A 16,164-nucleotide genomic window follows, 5' to 3' on the forward strand; every position below is an offset into this window, starting at 1 on the left:
CAGGCGGACCGCCTTGTCCCCGTCGTACTCGATGGTGACCTGCGTCTTGCCGTCGGGCCGCAGGTAGGGGATCTTCCCGTCCTTGCGGACCTCCGACAGGCGGCGCGAGAGCCGGTGCGCGAGGTGGATCGGCAGCGGCATCAGCTCGGGCGTCTCGTCACAGGCGTAGCCGAACATCAGCCCCTGGTCGCCCGCGCCCTGCCGGTCGAGCTCGTCCTCGTCGCCCTCGACGCGCTGCTCGTAGGCGGTGTCGACGCCCTGCGCGATGTCCGGGGACTGCGCCCCGATGGACACCGACACACCGCAGGAGGCGCCGTCGAAGCCCTTCGCGGACGAGTCGTAGCCGATGTCCAGGACGGCCTGGCGCACGAGCTGCGCGATCGGCGCGTAGGCCTTGGTGGTGACCTCACCGGCGACGTGGACCTGGCCGGTGGTGATCAGGGTCTCGACCGCGACCCGGGAGGTCGGGTCCTCGCGCAGGAGCGCGTCGAGAATGGTGTCGCTGATCCGGTCGGCGATCTTGTCGGGATGACCCTCGGTCACCGACTCGGAAGTGAAGAGACGTCCCATGACGGATTCCTCCAGGATTTTTCAGGCGGTGGGGACCGCGCGGATGACGTTCATGCCACTGGGAAGGGCGTCCACACGGGTGATCCGGAAACCAGCCTTGTCCAGCAGGACCTCGACCTGGGCCGCGGTGCGCTCCTGGCCGCCGTTTCCGCCGAACAGCGAGAGCATGTAGAGATCCATCAGGGCTGCGGTGTGCAGCCGCTCGTCCCGCTGCCCGCGGTCCGCGGCGATCAGGTCCACGACCATCAGCGTCGCGTCGTCCGCCATGGCGGCGCGGCAGGTGCGCAGGATCCGGACCGCCCTCTCGTCGTCCCAGTCATGCAGGATGTGCGAGAGCAGATACAGGTCGCCGCCCTCGGGGACGCTGTCGAAGAAGTCCCCCGTGGCCACGGAGTAGCGGCCCTCCAGCGGATCCGGGGCGGTGCGCTCCGCCTGGAGGGACGTCGAGCTGGGCAGATCGAAGACGACCCCCCTGATGGAGGGGTGCGCCGCAAGGATCTTCCGCAGGAACGTGCCGTCGCTGCCGCCGACGTCGACGACCGTGGGATACACCGAGAAGTCGATCGAACGCAGGATCTCGTCCAGCTCCAGGGCCAGCCCGCGGCCCTGGGAGTCGTCGAAGGTGGCGCGAAGCTCCTCGTCCTGCTCCATGTGGGTGAACAGTGAGACGCCCCGGCTGCGCTCGAAGGGCGACTGCCCCGACTGCACGGTCTCGAGCAACCGGTCCCAGGCCTCGCCGAACTGCCCTGCGACCAGGGTCGCCGACGGCAGCGCGGAAGCCGGGTGCCCGGACGTCAGGGCCTCACCGAGCGGCGTCAGGGAGTAGACCTGGCCGACGCCTTCCTCGAACAGGCCGAACACGGCGAGACCGCGCAGCAGCCGGGCGAGCGCGACAGCGTCCGTCCCGGTCCGCTCCGCGATGGCGGAGATGTCCAAGGGCCCCTCGGCGAGCAGGTCGGGAACACCCAGCTGCGCCACGACGACCAGCGCACGAGAGGGAAGCTGGGCATAGAGCAACCGCCGTACGGCAGCTGCCGCCTCCCGCTGTTCCGCGCTCAACTCGTACACGGTCGCCTCCTGACTGGTCTCCTTGCGCCACCGGGATCGAGACGCACCCCGATGGTCACCGCCGATGAACCGGCCTGCCCGGTACAGACCAGATCCCGAACAGATTTCCCGCGGCCCGGTCCCGCAGCTCCGCGGACCGCCCCGCGGCTCCACCGCGCATCGAGGGGTACTCGGTCTTCCGTTGAGCGGCCCTGCTCACGCTCATGGCGGCTCGGCACCCCGCCGGCCGTGGAACGGAGAGGGGATGAGCCCGGTGACCGAGCAGCCGCGACGCCGGCCACTCGTCGTGGGCGCGAGCGCCGCGGGCCTGACGGTCGCCCACGAACTGGCCCGCCGCGGACTGCCCGTACGGGTGGTCGACGCCGCTGCCGGACCGGCCGCGGCCGGCCACCCGGTGGACCTCCGGCCGCGCACCCTGGAAGTGCTCGACCAGATGGGCATCGTGGACGGCGTCCTCCTCAACGGGCGTACGAGCGGGCTCGACGCGGACTACTCGGCGCTGCCCACCCGCTACCCGTACACCGTCGTCATCGACCGGGCGCTCCTCGGGGCGCTGCTGCGCGAAGCCGTGGCGGCCCTCGGGGTGGGCGTCGAATGGGGCGTGCGGCCCCCGTACGCCCCCGACGCGTCATGGCTGGTCACCTGCGACGGGTCCGCGGAGCCCCCGGGCCACGCCGGCCGCCGCTTCACGGCCGGAGCGGACCGGGACCCCGACACCGGTATCCGGCAGGCGTACAACCTCGCCTGGAAACTCGCGATGGTCGAGCAGGGCCACGCAGGTCCGCGGCTGCTGCACAGCTACGAGGAGGAGCTCTCCGCCGACCCGGGTCCCCGGCCGGGGCTCCTGGCCCTCGCCGACCGCGTCCCCGCCCTGCGGCGCACGGCACTGGGCCGCCGCTCGGGGCTGGGGCTCGCCTACCGCGACAGCTCCCTGACCACCAGGAGCGCCGTCGAGTTCATCTCGGGCTACCACGTCGGGGTGGCAGGACCCGAACCGACCCCGGCCCCCGGGCCGGGGTCGCGCGTCACCGAAGCCGGGCCGGCCTGCGACGTCCTGCGCGCGGAACTCAGGGATCCGAGATGGTCCCTGTTGCTCGCGGCGGGCGGAGCAGGGCCGCAGGGCACGCCGGAAACCGTGGCTGCCGCGGCCGGCGCCCAGTACGGCGCCTGGCTGTCGGTGCGGATCCTGGGCGACGCCGCCTCCCTCCCCGACCCGGGCCGGCGGCTGCGCACGGCGCTGGGCACCCCGCCCGGCGGCTGGCTCCTCATCAGGCCCGACGGCTACCTCGCGGCCCGCGGCACCCTCCTGACCGCCGAGGCCCTCGACCGTGCGCTGCTGCCGCTCTCCCTCCCCCTCCCCCTCCTCGGAACCGGAGCACACCCATGTGGCTGATGTGGTTCTTCCGCCGTCCCCCGTCGACCTGGGCGGACGGCGGCCGCCCTCACTACCAGGATCGGCCGCACCATCGAGACCGCGGCCGCCGCCGGAGCCTGCGCCGGGCCTCTCCGCTCAGGAAGACGGCCTTCACCGCGGAACCGTCCGACACCGCCGCGGCTGCCGGCACAGGATCCGCTGCGGGTTGATCAGAGCGACCCCGGCGTCACGGTCGGGTAGCGGTACGGGCGGGGGAGCCGGAGGGCGGCGGCGGGGAGGCGAGGGCGTCCTCGATCAGGTCGGCCGCGCGGGAGGCGCCGCCCTCCGCGGCCAGCCGGCGCCGGATCCCGGCGAAGCGCTCCGGGAGCCCGGGGTCGGCGAGGAGGGCGAGGACCGCCGCGCGCAGGGCGTCCGGCGTGAGGTCGTCCACCGCCAGCCGCCGGGCGACGCCCAGCCCTTCCAGCATCTCGGCGTTCCCGAACTGGTCGACGGCCCGCGGAACGGTCACCATCGGCACCCCGTGGAGGAGCCCCTCGTGCGCGCTGCCCGCGCCCGCGTGCGTGACGAAGACGTCGGCCTCGGCGAGCACCGCCGCCTGGGGGACCCAGGTGCGCACCTCGACGTGGGGCGGGACGTCCCCGAGCTCCGCCGGGTCGGTACCGGAGCCGATCTGCAGGACGACGTGCCATCCCGGCAGGTCGGCGAAGGCCGCGACGCACGCCCGGTAGAAGTCGCCGGCCCGGGTGAACAGGGTGCCCAGGGAGATCAGGGCGACCCGCTCGGCGTGCGCCGGGCGCGTCCAGCCGTCGTCCGGGTGCCCGCCGGCGCCCCGGCAGGGGCCCGTGAAGGAGTAGACGGAGCCGTCGACCCGGTCGGCGTGCGGCTGGAGGAGCTTCGAGACCAGGGCGATGCAGCGTTCGGGGCGGCGGGCGACGCGCCCCGGGCCGATGGACACGCCGTCGTTGGCGAGCCAGGTGTGGGCCGCGCCCACCCGCCCCGCCGCCAGGTCCTCCTCGTAGCCCTCCCAGGCGACGGCGTGCGGGGAGAGCTGGACGGCCGGGATCCCCCAGCGGCCGGCCAGCACGGGGGCCGCGTAGGCCATCGGGTCGTACAGGACCAGATCGGGGCGGTCGTCCTGGTACAGCCGCAGCAGCTGGGGCAGGGCCCGGCCGGCATCGGCCATGAACAGCCGCAGGTGGTCGACGAGTCCGCCTTCCCACGCGTGCGGCGCGCCGGCGGCGGGCAGCGTGGTGGTGAAGGTGCGCGGCTCGGCCCCGGTGGCGGCGACGACGTCGGCGAAGGACTCCGGGACGGCGTACGTCACGCGGTGGCCGCGGGCGACGAGTTCGCGGATCACCTCCAGGCTGGGATTGACGTGCCCGTGGGCGGCCACGCTGAACATGGCCACGTGCGCGGGCCGCCGCGCCGGGCGGGGCCGTGCGCCGTAGGCGGGCAGCAGGCCGCGCCGGCCCGCCTCGGCCAGCGAGGGGGCCCGCGCGTCCTTCGGCGACAGGACGGGCACCAGGTCCGCGGGCCAGTCGATGGCGAGGTCCGGGTCCAGCGGGTGGATGCCGTGCTCGCGGTGGGGCGCGTAGCCCTCGGAGCACAGGTAGACCACGGTGGCGTCGTCCGTGAGGGAGAGGAAGGCGTGCCCGAGCCCCGCGGAGAGGTAGACCGCCCGGCGGCCGGTGTCGTCGAGCCGGGCCATCTCCCACTGCCCGAACGTCGGGGACCCCGTGCGCACGTCCACGATCACGTCCAGGACCGCGCCGCGCACACAGGTGATGTACTTCGCCTGCCCCGGGGGGACCTCCGCGAAGTGGATGCCGCGCAGGGCGCCGCGCCGGGACACGGAGACGTTGGCCTGGGCGAGCGGGAGGTCCAGCCCGGTGGCCGCACGGAAGGCGTCGCCCTTGAACCACTCGTGGAAGCTGCCGCGCTCGTCGGCGAACACCTCGGGCTCGTGGATCCAGGCACCTTCTATGCGCAGGGGTCGCATGTGATCTCGGCTTTCTCGTGCGTGTCGCGTTCCTCCGGCGCGCCCGCCGTCACGGGGCGGAGCGCCGGACCGTGGCCCATCGCCGGCAGCGCCTCGGCCAGCGCCGTCCGCCAGTGCCGGATCGGCGCCATGCCCGCGGCGTGCCAACGCTGGTGGCCGAGCACGCTGTAGGCCGGCCGGGGCGCCGGGCGTACGTAGCGGTCGCCGGTGGTGGGACGGACCCGCTCCGGGTCGGCGCCGAGCAGCCGGAAGATCTCCCGGCAGAAGGCGAACCACGTCGTCCGGCCGCCGCTGCTGCCGTGGTAGACGCCCGCCGGGGCGGTGCCGGCCAGCGCCCGCCGGCCCAGCCCCACCAGCTGCCGGGCCAGATCGGCCGTCCAGGTCGGCTGGCCCCACTGGTCCTCGACCACGTCCAGGGTCGGCCGCTCGCGCTCCAGCCCGATCACCGTGCGGACGAAGCTGTCGCCGCCGGCGCCGTACAGCCAGGCGGTCCGCACCACGTAGCCGGTGTCCGGCAGCAGCTCCAGGACCGCCCGCTCGCCGGCCAGCTTGCTGCGTCCGTACGCGCTGCGCGGGGCGGCCGCCGCGTGCTCCGGGTACGGCTCGCGGCGCAGGCCGTCGAAGACGTAGTCCGTGGAGAGCTGCAACAGCGGGCTGCCCGCGGCGCGGCACGCCCCCGCCAGCAGGCGCGGCCCGGTGCCGTTGACCGCGAGCGCCTGCGCCTCGTGGTCCTCGGCGGCGTCCACCGCGGTCCACGCGGCGCAGTTGACGACCAGGGCGGGGCGGTGCGCGGCGAACGCCGCGCGCACCGCGGCCGGGTCGGTGACGTCCAGTTCGGCGCGGCCGGCGGCGACGGCGTCGATCCCCGCGTCCGCCAGCCGGCCGAGCAGGTCCCGGGCGAGCATGCCCCCGGCGCCGGTCACCAGCCAGGGCCGCGCCCCGCGTGCCGTCACAGGGCCGCCCGGGCCTTGAGCGGCTCCCACCAGGCGCGGTTGTCGCGGTACCAGCGCACGGTGTCGGCGAGTCCCTCGGCGAACGGCACGCGGGGGGCGTAGCCGAGCTCCTCGCGGATCTTGGTGCAGTCGACGGAGTAGCGGCGGTCGTGCCCCTTGCGGTCCGCGACGTGTTCCACGGCCTCCTCCCACTTCCGGCCGGTGGCCTCCAGGAGCAGCTCGGTGAGCTCGCGGTTGGACAGCTCGGTGCCGCCCCCGATGTTGTAGACCTCCCCGGCGCGCCCCCCGGTCCGTACGAGCTCGATGCCCTGGACGTGGTCGTCGATGTGCAGCCAGTCCCGGACGTTGCCGCCGTCCCCGTACAGCGGGACCGTGTCACCGTCCAGGAGCCGGGTGATGAACAGGGGGATGACCTTCTCGGGGAAGTGGTGGTGCCCGTAGTTGTTCGAGCAGCGGGTGAGGCGCACGTCCAGGCCGTGGGTGTGGTGGTACGACAGCGCCACCAGGTCCCCGCCCGCCTTGCTCGCCGAGTACGGGGAGCTGGGCCGCAGGGGGTGGGACTCGGGCCAGGAGCCCTCGTCGATCGAGCCGTACACCTCGTCGGTGGAGACCTGGACGAAGGTGTCCACGCCCGCCTGGTGGGCGGCGGACAGGAGGGTGTGGGTGCCCAGGACGTTCGTGCGGAAGAACTCGTCACCGCCCTCGATGGAACGGTCGACGTGGGACTCCGCGGCGAAGTGCACCACCTGGTCGTGCTCCGCCATGAGGTCCCGTACGACCTTCCGGTCGCAGATGTCGCCGTGCACGAACGAGAAGCCCGGATGCGCGCGCACGGGGTCGAGGTTGGCGGGGCAGCCGGCGTAGGTGAGCTTGTCGAGCACGGTCACGGACACGTCGCCGGGACCCTGCGGGCCGAGCAGCGTACGGACGTAGTGGGAGCCGATGAATCCGGCTCCCCCGGTGACGAGCATCCGGGTCGTCATGGGGCATGCGCACCTTGTCGTGAGCACCGGCACGGACCGGTGGGGAAGGAAGGGTGGGAAGGGTCGGCGGAGGGCTCAGGCGCGGGGGCGGCCCCCGCGCGCTGCACCGGCGGTACGGGCCGGGGGACCGGCCGGCACCACGATCGCGGTGAGGAGCAGCTGCCCGGAGGCGATCCAGCGGCCTTCGAGGACGGGCGGCACGCGGCCCGCGGCGCCGTCCGGCGGGGCCTTGAGCAGGCGTACGCGGAACGTGCCCGCCGTCGTGCCGGCAGCCGGGGCGGCGGTCGCCGGCGCGATGCTCACCGAAGCCTCGTGGAAGCCCAGCCAGGCCCGCGTCAGCGGGGACCACACCTTGTACACGGCTTCCTTGGCGCAGAACAGCAGGCGGTCCCAGCACACCCCGGCGTCCAGGGCCCGCAGGCCGCGCTGCTCCGCGCGCTCCTCGGGGAGCGCGATGCGGTCCAGCATGCCGTCCGGCAGCGCCCGGTGCGGCTCGGCGTCGATGCCGATGGCACGCGCGTCGCCGGCCCGGGCCAGCGCCGCGGCGCGGTACCCCCGGCAGTGCGTGAGGCTGCCGACGACCCCGTCCGGCCACCGGGGCGCGCCCCTCGGACCGGTGAGCAGCGGAGCGGGCGGGACGCCGATCCGCAGGCCCGCGCGCCGGGCGCAGTGCCGCACGGTGGCGAACTCGCGGCGCCGGGCGGCGCCCATGCCGGCCGCCAGCGCCCGCTCCTCGGGGAACAGCACGGGCGCCGGCTCGTCCTCGTGGCATTCGGCGGTCTCGACACCGGCCGGAACGATCAGTGGGAGCACGCCGTCAGTCCCGCCCGGGAGCGAGCGCCTCGACCTGCGCGACGGGATCGCCGCCCTGGGAGGGCAGCAGCGCGATCACGGGAGTGTCGAGCCCGTGCTCCGCGTACGCGCGGATCCGCGCCCGGCACTCCTCGGGGCTGCCGTGCACGATCAGTTCGTCCACCGCCTCGTCCGGTACGGCCATCACCGCGCGCCACCGCTCGCCGGCGTCCCAGGCCCGGTGCATCGCGGCGAGCGGCTCCGTCCGCCCGAGCCAGTCCTGGAACGCCCGGTAGGCGGGGACCGTCAGGTAGCTGCTGATCATCATGCGGCCCAGGCGCCGGGCCTCGCGGGCGTCCTCGGTGACGCACACGAAGACCGGGGCGACGAGCTCGGTCTCCGGCCCGACCTCGGCCCTGACCTTCGGCACGTCGTGCGGTGCCAGCCAGTTGGTGATCGCCCCGTCCGCCTCGGCCGCGGCGAGCCGCAGCATGCCGGGGCGCAGCGCGGCCAGCAGCACCGGCGGGGGAGTGGCCGGCGGCCGTTCCAGCCGGAACCCGCGGACCGAGAAGGTGGGGTACTGCGCGTTGACGGGCCTGCCGGTGAAGGCGGAGCGCAGGAACCGCAGGGTGTCACGGGTGCGGGCGTAGGGCTGGGTGTGTTCCAGCCCGTTCCAGTCCCGCACCACGCCGGGCGAGGACGCCCCGATGCCGAGGGCGAACCGGCCGGGCGCGCAGTCGGCGAGGGAGGAGGCGGTCATGGCCAGCAGGGCGGGCCCGCGGGTGAACACCGGGGCGACGGCGGTGCCCAGCCGCAGCCGCGAGGACCACTGCGAGGCCAGCGCCAGGGGGGTGAAGGCGTCGGTGCCCGCCGTCTCGGCCGTCCACACGTCGGTGTAGCCCAGGTCGGGGAGCCGCTCGACGAGCTCCCGGTGCGCCGGCAGGGGTACGCCGGTCAGTGGGAGGGTGATCCCCCAGCGGGTCATCGGGTCGTCTCCAGTCTCGTGTGCGGTGGATGCGGAGGTACGCGGCGGGCGGCCGGCGGGGCGGGGCGTGCCCCGCCGGCCCCGCGGGGGAACGGGGCCGGCGGGGGCCTGCGCCCCTCCTCAGGCGGCGTCGCCGAGGAGGCCTTCCGCGTCGGCGCCGAGGAGCCGCTCCGCGTCGGCGCCGAGGAGGCCCTCCGCGTGGTCGCGCAGGAGGACGGCGGCCGCGCGCACCTCGCCGGCCATGGGGCGGTCGGCCTCCAGGGCCGGGGAGATCCCGGCGAGTTCGGCCCACACGCCCGCGGTCTGCGCCTCCCGCTCGGTCATCACCGCCAGCTGGGCCGCGCCCAGGGCGAGCGAGCCGACGGCGAGCCAGCCCAGCTCCAGCGCCTCGCCCACGCCGTTCGCGCTGTTCAGCGCCATGGGCACGTGGTCCTGGTTCCAGCCGTTGGTGGGCAGCGTGGTCAGCGACGCCGGGGTGACCAGCTGCCGGATCCGCGAGATGAAGGAGGTGGCGCTGATCTGCACCCCGGCCAGTCCGGCGCCGCGGCCGGCGCGGGGCGTGAGCATGATGGGCAGGTCGCCGTTGGTGGTGGGGCTCACCAGCAGGGCCAGCTGGCGCTCCGCCAGATAGGCGGCCATGTGCATGGCCAGCCCGGTCTGCTCCGAGGCGAAGCCCACCGGCATGGCGTGGAAGTTGCCGCCGTGCAGCACCCGGCCCTCGAAGGTGATCGGGTTGTCGGTGCAGCCGTTGGCCTCGCGGAGCAGGAACTCGCCGGCCGCCTCCAGCTGGTCCAGCGCCGCTCCGAGCACCTGCGGCGCGCAGCGCAGGCTGTACGGCTCCTGGAGCGGCCGGCGCTCGTCGCGCAGGTGGTCCCCGGGCAGGTCGGCGCGGATCCAGCGGGCCGCGCGCAGCTGCCCCACCTGGCCGCGCGCCAGGCCGACGCCCTCCTCGTAGTGCTCGGCGTTGCCCCCGAGCAGGACCGTCAGCCGGGCGGTCAGGGCCGCCACGGCCCGCACGAGCCGCAGCGCCGAACGCTGGTTGAGGATGGAGACGGCCAGCCCGACCCCGGTCCCGTTGACGAAGGCGAGGGCCTCGCGGACGGGCCACTCCAGCGGCTGCGCGCCCAGCTCGGCGAGGGCCTCGGCGGCCGGGCGCACGGACCAGGCGCCCCGCGCGTCGCGCACCCACGCCTCGCCCTGTCCGGAACAGGCCAGCGCCACGTGCGCCAGCGGCTGGAGGTCACCGCTCGCGCTCACCGTGCCGTCCCGGGGGATCACCGGGGTGAAGCCCGCGTTCCACAGGTCGGCCAGCCGCTCCCAGAAATCGGGCGAGACGGCGGAGAAGCCCTTGCGCATGCTGTTCAGCCGCAGCCAGAAGACCAGCCGCGAGGCGTCGGGGTCGACGGGCCGGCCCTGCGCCGTGCCCAGGTGGGAGATGAGCGAGTTCCCCTGCTCCATCTCCGACTTGGCCGAGTGCGTCACCAGCGGACCGAAGCCCTGCGTCAGCCCGTAGACGGGCTTGCCCTCGGCGAGGTACCGGTCGACCACGGCGCCGCTCTCCCGCATCCGGGCCACGTCCGCGTCGGTCAGCGGGCCGAGCTTCGCGGTCCAGGAGGCGGCCTCGACGATGGCGTCCAGGGAGGGCATGTCGAGGACGTCGCGGTCGGCCGGGACGGGGGTCTGAGTCACGTTGGTATCCCTGTCGGTGAGTGTGAGGTCGTGAGGTGCTGCAACTTGCCCATCGCGGACCGGCCGAGGGCGGGCACCACATGTGTCGTGCGCGGGCGGGCACCCAGGACGGCGCGCACCGCGGCAAGGTCGGTGCCGGCGGACGCGGCGCCCGGCCGGGGCACCACGTACAGGTCGACGTGCTCGCCGATCATGGTGTCGTCGACCGGTACGAGCGCCAGGTCGGCGCAGTCGAGGCGGGCGCGCAGGGTGTGCTCCGCCTCGTCGAGGTTGATCCGACGGCCGTTGATCTTGACCAGCCGGCCGGTGCGCCCCAGGAGCCGGAAGGTCCGTCCGTCCACCGGTTCCACGAGGTCGCCGGTCGTCCACTCGTGCGGCGCGGGCTCGCCCGGCCGGTGGGCGAGGCGCGGACTGCGGATCACCAGGGGGACCGCGGTGTCCGCCGCGCCGCCGCCGGTGCGGCCGTCCGGAGCCGGACCGCTCCCGCCGCCGGCGAAGGCGACGTCGGGGAAGAGGGTCCACGCGGGCGGCTCGCCCTCGCTCCAGCGGCGCACGGCCACCCCGCCGGTCTCCGTCGACCCCAGCAGCTCCACGATCGCCGCACGCCCTGGCCCGGCCTCCCGGAGGAACACCGCGGCGTCGGCCGGGAGCATCGCGCTGCTGTACAGGACGGTGACGTGCTCCAGGGACCGGACGCGGTCCATGTGCCGCAGCAGCAGGGAGAAGATCCAGGGCGTGGCCACGACCACGATCCGCCGCGCGCCGGTGTCCGGCAGCCCCCCGATGTAGCCGGGCCGGTACCAGACCGGCACGCCCAGCCGGGCGGGCAGCAGCACGGTGGCCAGCGCGCCGTACACGTGGACCGGCGGGGCGAAGGAGACCACCGCCTGCGGAGCGTCCCGCCGGACGAACTCCGCGAGCATGCCGGCCTCGCGCCAGGCGTCGCCGCGGGCGCGCAGCCAGCGGCGGCTGGGGCCGGTGCTGCCGGAGGTGTGGAACTCCAGCGCGGCCGGGAGCGTACGGAGGACCGTACGGGCGGCGTCCGGCACCTCGTCCCAGCGCACGCACCAGGCGCGGTCGGCGACCTCCGGCGGCGCGCCCGCCCCGAGGGCCAGCGCGCGCGCCGGCGTCAGCTTCTGATACTCCACCCGAACTCCCCTGTACTGAGGTCCCGCCCGCGCCCCGCCGCACGGGCGGGACGCGGAGACGGGAACCGGGCCGCGGTCAGGCGGCCACCTCGGCTATCTGCATCAGGTACCGGCCGTACTGCGAGCTCTTCATCCGCACGCCGAGGCGGTGGCAGTCCTCCGCGTCGATGTAGCCCATGCGCAGCGCGATCTCCTCGATGCACGCCACCCGGACGCCCTGGCGCGCCTCGATGACCTGGACGTACTGACTGGCCGCCAGCAGCGAGTCGTGCGTCCCCGCGTCCAGCCACGTGAAGCCCCGTCCCAGCCGGATGAGCCGGGCCCGGCCCTCCTTCAGGAACGCCCGGTTGACGTCGGTGATCTCCAGCTCGCCGCGGTCCGAGGGGGTGAGCCCGCGGGCGATCTCCACCGCTTCGGGGGAGTAGAAGTACAGGCCGGTGACCGCGTTGTCGGAGGGCGGTTTGAGCGGTTTCTCCTCCAGTGACACCAACATCCCCTCGGAGTCGGTCTCGGCGATCCCGTACCGCTCGGGGTCGGAGACCGGATAGCCGAAGAGGGTGCATCCGTCCAGGCTTTCCTGCGCTTCCCGCAGAAGCCGCGGGAATCCGGCGCCGTGGAAGATGTTGTCCCCGAGGATCAGCGCGAAGGGCTCGTCCCCGACGTGGTCCGCACCGATGATGAGTGCTTCCGCGATACCGCGCGGTTCCTGCTGCTCCGCATAGGTGATGGTGAGGCCCAGGTGCGCGCCGTCGCCCAGCAGCGATTGCAGCGCGGGAATGCTGGTCGGCTGCGAGATCACCAGGATCTCCCTGATGCCGGCCAGCATCAGCACCGAAAGGGGGTGGTAGATCATGGGCTTGTCGTAGACCGAGAGAAGCTGTTTCGAAGTCGCGAGCGTCGAGGGGTACATACGCGTCCCGCTGCCGCCCGCGAGAAGAATTCCCTTCATGTCTCTTCTCTTTCGTCAGGGTGGGGGCGATCGGAATTCCGGCTCACACGATGTGCACGTCGGGCACGTAGAGGATCCATTTGCCCCCGGCGTCACGGAACTCCTGCTCCTTCGCCATGATCTCCTCGGCGTGGTTCCACGCGAAGAGCAGCGCGTAGTCCGGGTAGGACTCGGAGAACGCCGTCGGCGGCTTCACCGGAATGTGCGTTCCCGGGCTGAGACGGCCCTGCTTGGCGGGGGTGGTGTCGCAGATGAACGGGACCAGGTCGGGGCCGATGCCGCAGAGGTTGGTCACCGTGGCGCTCTTGGCCGTCGCGCCGTAGCCGGCCACCGTCCTGCCCTCGTCGCGCAGCCGCTCCAGCAGCGCCTTGAGGTCGTCGCGGATCTTCAGGACCCGCTCGCCGAACGCGCGCAGCGTGGCCGGGTCGGCCAGCCCGCGCTCCTCCTCCTCGGCGATGAGCGCGGCCACGGCCTCGGACGGCCGGCGCTGTCCGGCGGGCGCCAGGAAGTAGCGCACCTCGCCGCCGTGCACCGACAGCCGCTCGACGTCCACCAGCTCCAGGTCGCTGCGCCGGGCCATCTCCCGCACCGACCGCGCCGTGAAGAAGTAGAAGTGCTCGTCGTAGATCTGGTCGAAGGAGGTCCGCTCGACGATGTCCCCGAGGTAGGGGTCCTCGAAGACGAACACCCCGGTCGGCTTCAGCAGGGCGCGCACGCCAGGCAGGATCGAGTATGGGATGTGGCACAGGGTGTTCGCGGCGTAGATGACGTCCGCCTGGCCGTCCTCGGCGAGGATCTCCCGCGCCGTGGCCTCCTCGAAGAAGGACTTGCGGACCCGGACGCCCTTCTCCGCGGCGACGTCCGCGACACCGCCGGAGGGCTCCACGCCCAGGTGCCGGACGCCGTGGTCGGCGATCACCTTGAGCATCACGCCGTCGTTGCAGCCCAGCTCGACGATGAACGGGTCGTCCGCTGTGAGCTCGGTGGACAGCAGGCGCTTGGCGAGGTCCTCGAAGTGGGTCCGCATGTACGCGGAGCCCGACGAGTAGTACGGGTAGGCCTCGTGGAACATCCGGTCCCGCGGAACCTCCTCCGTCAGCTGCACCATGGTGCAGGACTCGCAGACGCCGACGTCCAGCCGGAAGAAGAACTCCTGGCCGAGATCCGCGTCCACGGGGAGGAAGGCGTCCGACAGGGGCTGGCGCCCGAAGTCGAAGAAACTCTGTACCGGAGCGGCACAGATACGGCAGTGGAACTTGCTCGACATACATGCTCCTGGAAGTCCGACCGGCGGCCGGCCACACGAATGCAGAAGCTTCGGAGCGTTCTCTGTGCGCCGTCCGAAGCGGGTCCCGGTGAGTCTGCCTCAGAAATCGTGCGCGGTGGAAGCGCGTACATGGCCCGGTGTCTCGCTGGCGGGACAAAAAAACCGCCGCGCACGGCATTACCCGACGGCCCCGCCCGGCCCGTTCACGAAATCGCGAAACGGCCTGTCATACCGGCGTCCCCGCTGCCTATCCTCGCTGCGTCCCCGTCCGCGCGTACGGTCCGCAAGAGGAGATCCGCAGAAATCGCCGGATCGGGGCCGAATCCCGAGGGAGTCCGCGCCGGCGGTCCTCGCGCGCGGCTTCAGTGAGAAGGCAAGCGACAATGACAACAGAGACACGTTATCTTCCCGCCCCGCCCGAATCGGCGCTGGTGATCACCGATGCCGAGCGCGAGGAAATCGCGGACGTGGCCGCGGAACTCGCCCGCGCCGCGTCCGGCGCCCTGGACGCCCCGCAATGGCTCGCGGCGGCCCGCGCCGCCTCCGCCCGGCTGCCGTCGCGGCTCCAGGCCGCCGTACGGGAGTTCCGGCACGACGCCGGACCCGACGGGGTGCTGCTGGTCCGCAACCTCCCGGTCCCCGAACAGCTGCCCGCCACCCCCACCCGGCCCGGCTCCGTACGGCGCTCCGCGACCACCGCGACGGGCGCCATCGCCATGATCATGCTCCAGCTCGGGGAGGTCATCGCCTACCGCAACGAGAAGTCCGGCGCCCTCGTCCAGGACGTGGTGCCGGTCCCCGGCCGGGAACGGCAGCAGAGCAACGCCGGCTCGGTCCTCCTGGAGATGCACACCGAGAACGCCTTCCACCGCAACCGCCCCGACTACGTCGGCCTGCTGTGCGTGCGCACCGACCCGACGGGCGATGCCCGGCTGCGCACCGCCTCCGTCCGCCGGGCCCTGCCGCTGCTGTCGCGGCAGGCCCGCGAGGTGCTGTCCCAGGAGCGCTTCGTCACCGAGGCGCCGCCCTCCTTCGGCGGTTCCCGGGACCTGCCGCCGTCGCCCCGCCCGATCCTGCGCGGCGCGCCCGAGGACCACGACGTGGTCGTCGACTTCAACAGCACCCACCCCCTCGACGGCGACGCGAAGCAGGCCATGGAGGAGCTGCGCACCGCCTTCGAGGGCACCGCGCAGGCCTTCGCCCTGACCGCGGGAGACCTGGCCGTCGTCGACAACCGCCTGAGCGTGCACGGGCGTACGGCCTTCACACCCCGCTACGACGGCACGGACCGCTGGCTGCACCGCGTCTACGCCGTCGTGGACCACCGCCGCTCCCGCGCCGACCGCCGCGGCGGCGGGAGCGTGCTGGACTGAACCGGGGACGGCAAGGCCCCCGGGCCTTGCCGTCCCCGGGACGGCCGCAGGGCGTACGGTCAGGCGCCGTCCGCCGCCGGCTCCGCCCCCCGGCACCACTCCAGGACCGCCATCGCACTGTGCATCTTGTTCTCGGCCTGGTCGAAGGCGATGCTCATCGGCCCGTCCAGCACCTCCGCCGTCACCTCGTCCCCCCGGTGGGCGGGCAGGTCGTGCATGAACACCGCCTTCGGGCTGGTCTCCCACAGCTCCTCGCGGACCTGGAACGGGGCGAACACCTCGCGCCAGCGCGGGTCCGCCTTCGTCGTGCCCGTCGTCTGCCAGCGCGCGGTGTACACGACGTCGAAGTCCGCGGGCAGCGCCTCCATGGTGTGCCGCTCGCGGAACAGCGCCCCCGCCGCCGCGGCCTGCCGGGCGGCCTTCCGCGCGATCGGGGCGGTGAGCCCGTACCCCGGCGGCGTACGCAGCTCGAACTCCACCCCCGGGTAGCGGGTCAGCGCCAGCGCCAGCGCCGCCGCCGTGTTGTTGCCCTCGCCGAGGTAGAGCACGCGCAGGCCCTCGACGCGGCCGAAGTGCCGCGTCATCGTCGTCAGGTCGGTCAGCGCCTGGGTGGGGTGCTCCTCGGCGCTCATCGCGTTGACGACGGCCATGCGGCTCTGGGCGGCCCAGGCCCGCATCTCCGCCGGGTCCCCGGCCGTCCGGGCCACCAGGACGTCCAGCATCCGGGAGAACACCCGGCCGGTGTCCTCGCTCGTCTCCCCGGTGTTCGTCTGGAGGTCGCCCGGACCGTAGGTGACGAGCGAAGAGCCGAGGCGCAGCGCCCCCGCGGAGAAGGCGGTGCGGGTACGGGTCGACGTCTTGGCGAAGTAGATCCCCGTGACGGCGCCGTCGAGCGGCCGGACGGAACCGCCGCCGCCGGCGGAGAACCGGGCACCGCGCTCGACCAGATGGCGCAGGTCCGCGTCGGTGAGGTCGTCGAGGGAGATCAGGTGGCGGACGCTTCGCCGGTCCAT

General features: G+C 73.8%; 14 protein-coding genes. 2 read left to right on the forward strand and 12 right to left on the reverse strand.

Going from position 1 to position 16,164, the window contains the following annotated elements; translation table 11 throughout:
- Together AB0D45_RS09765 and AB0D45_RS09770 are read right to left on the reverse strand one after the other, a co-directional pair.
- The coding region (locus AB0D45_RS09765) for an S-adenosylmethionine synthetase N-terminal domain-containing protein (RefSeq protein WP_362456595.1) at positions 1-570 on the reverse strand (570 nt) is incomplete at its 3' end.
- A gap of 21 nt (positions 571-591) precedes the next feature.
- Positions 592-1,638 (reverse strand): methyltransferase, encoded by a 1,047-nt coding sequence (locus tag AB0D45_RS09770; RefSeq protein WP_362456598.1) that lies wholly within the window; start codon positions 1,636-1,638, stop codon positions 592-594.
- A 244-nt stretch (positions 1,639-1,882) separates the two neighbouring features.
- On the opposite strand from AB0D45_RS09770, the gene AB0D45_RS09775 reads away from it, so the two are divergent.
- The gene (locus AB0D45_RS09775) at positions 1,883-3,031 is read left to right on the forward strand and encodes an FAD-dependent monooxygenase (RefSeq protein WP_362456601.1); all 1,149 of its coding nucleotides are present in this window, start codon (positions 1,883-1,885) and stop codon (positions 3,029-3,031) included.
- Positions 3,032-3,239: 208 nt separating this feature from the next.
- Here AB0D45_RS09775 and rfbC read toward each other — a convergent pair whose 3' ends face one another.
- The 9 genes from rfbC to AB0D45_RS09820 all read right to left on the reverse strand — a co-directional run bounded on the left by rfbC (position 3,240) and on the right by AB0D45_RS09820 (position 13,778).
- Complete coding sequence (rfbC, locus tag AB0D45_RS09780; RefSeq protein WP_362456604.1) at positions 3,240-5,012, reverse strand: dTDP-4-dehydrorhamnose 3,5-epimerase; 1,773 nt, start codon at positions 5,010-5,012, stop codon at positions 3,240-3,242.
- On the reverse strand, positions 4,994-5,965 hold the full coding sequence (gene rfbD / locus AB0D45_RS09785) for a dTDP-4-dehydrorhamnose reductase (RefSeq protein WP_362456607.1): 972 nt from the start codon (positions 5,963-5,965) through the stop codon (positions 4,994-4,996). The genes rfbC and rfbD overlap by 19 nt, the downstream gene beginning before the upstream one ends.
- Positions 5,962-6,948, reverse strand: coding sequence for a dTDP-glucose 4,6-dehydratase (gene rfbB / locus AB0D45_RS09790; RefSeq protein WP_361599413.1), 987 nt, complete (start codon positions 6,946-6,948; stop codon positions 5,962-5,964). Before rfbB ends, rfbD begins: the two co-directional genes overlap by 4 nt.
- Positions 6,949-7,023: 75 nt before the next feature.
- Positions 7,024-7,761, reverse strand: coding sequence for a 4'-phosphopantetheinyl transferase superfamily protein (locus tag AB0D45_RS09795; protein WP_361599416.1), 738 nt, complete (start codon positions 7,759-7,761; stop codon positions 7,024-7,026).
- Positions 7,762-7,765: 4 nt separating this feature from the next.
- A complete protein-coding gene (locus AB0D45_RS09800; protein WP_362456610.1) occupies positions 7,766-8,725 on the reverse strand; it encodes an LLM class F420-dependent oxidoreductase in 960 nt (319 codons plus the stop codon).
- A 120-nt stretch (positions 8,726-8,845) separates the two neighbouring features.
- Positions 8,846-10,414 carry an aromatic amino acid ammonia-lyase gene (locus AB0D45_RS09805; RefSeq protein WP_362456612.1) on the reverse strand — a complete coding sequence of 523 codons (1,569 nt, stop codon included), beginning with the start codon at positions 10,412-10,414 and terminating at the stop codon, positions 8,846-8,848.
- Positions 10,411-11,562: an AMP-binding protein gene (locus AB0D45_RS09810; protein WP_362456615.1), complete on the reverse strand. Its 1,152-nt coding sequence runs from the start codon at positions 11,560-11,562 to the stop codon at positions 10,411-10,413. The genes AB0D45_RS09805 and AB0D45_RS09810 overlap by 4 nt, the downstream gene beginning before the upstream one ends.
- A 76-nt stretch (positions 11,563-11,638) precedes the next feature.
- Positions 11,639-12,511 carry a glucose-1-phosphate thymidylyltransferase RfbA gene (gene rfbA, locus AB0D45_RS09815; protein ID WP_361599428.1) on the reverse strand — a complete coding sequence of 291 codons (873 nt, stop codon included), beginning with the start codon at positions 12,509-12,511 and terminating at the stop codon, positions 11,639-11,641.
- 43 nt (positions 12,512-12,554) lie between these two features.
- Positions 12,555-13,778 (reverse strand): class I SAM-dependent methyltransferase, encoded by a 1,224-nt coding sequence (locus tag AB0D45_RS09820; protein WP_361599431.1) that lies wholly within the window; start codon positions 13,776-13,778, stop codon positions 12,555-12,557.
- A gap of 383 nt (positions 13,779-14,161) precedes the next feature.
- Between AB0D45_RS09820 and AB0D45_RS09825 the strand changes: the two genes are divergently transcribed.
- Positions 14,162-15,151: a TauD/TfdA family dioxygenase gene (locus AB0D45_RS09825; protein ID WP_362456620.1), complete on the forward strand. Its 990-nt coding sequence runs from the start codon at positions 14,162-14,164 to the stop codon at positions 15,149-15,151.
- A gap of 59 nt (positions 15,152-15,210) precedes the next feature.
- Here AB0D45_RS09825 and AB0D45_RS09830 read toward each other — a convergent pair whose 3' ends face one another.
- On the reverse strand, positions 15,211-16,164 hold the full coding sequence (locus tag AB0D45_RS09830; RefSeq protein ID WP_362456623.1) for an ornithine carbamoyltransferase: 954 nt from the start codon (positions 16,162-16,164) through the stop codon (positions 15,211-15,213).

Source organism: Streptomyces sp. NPDC048352 (assembly GCF_040651895.1).
Lineage (GTDB): Bacteria > Actinomycetota > Actinomycetes > Streptomycetales > Streptomycetaceae > Streptomyces.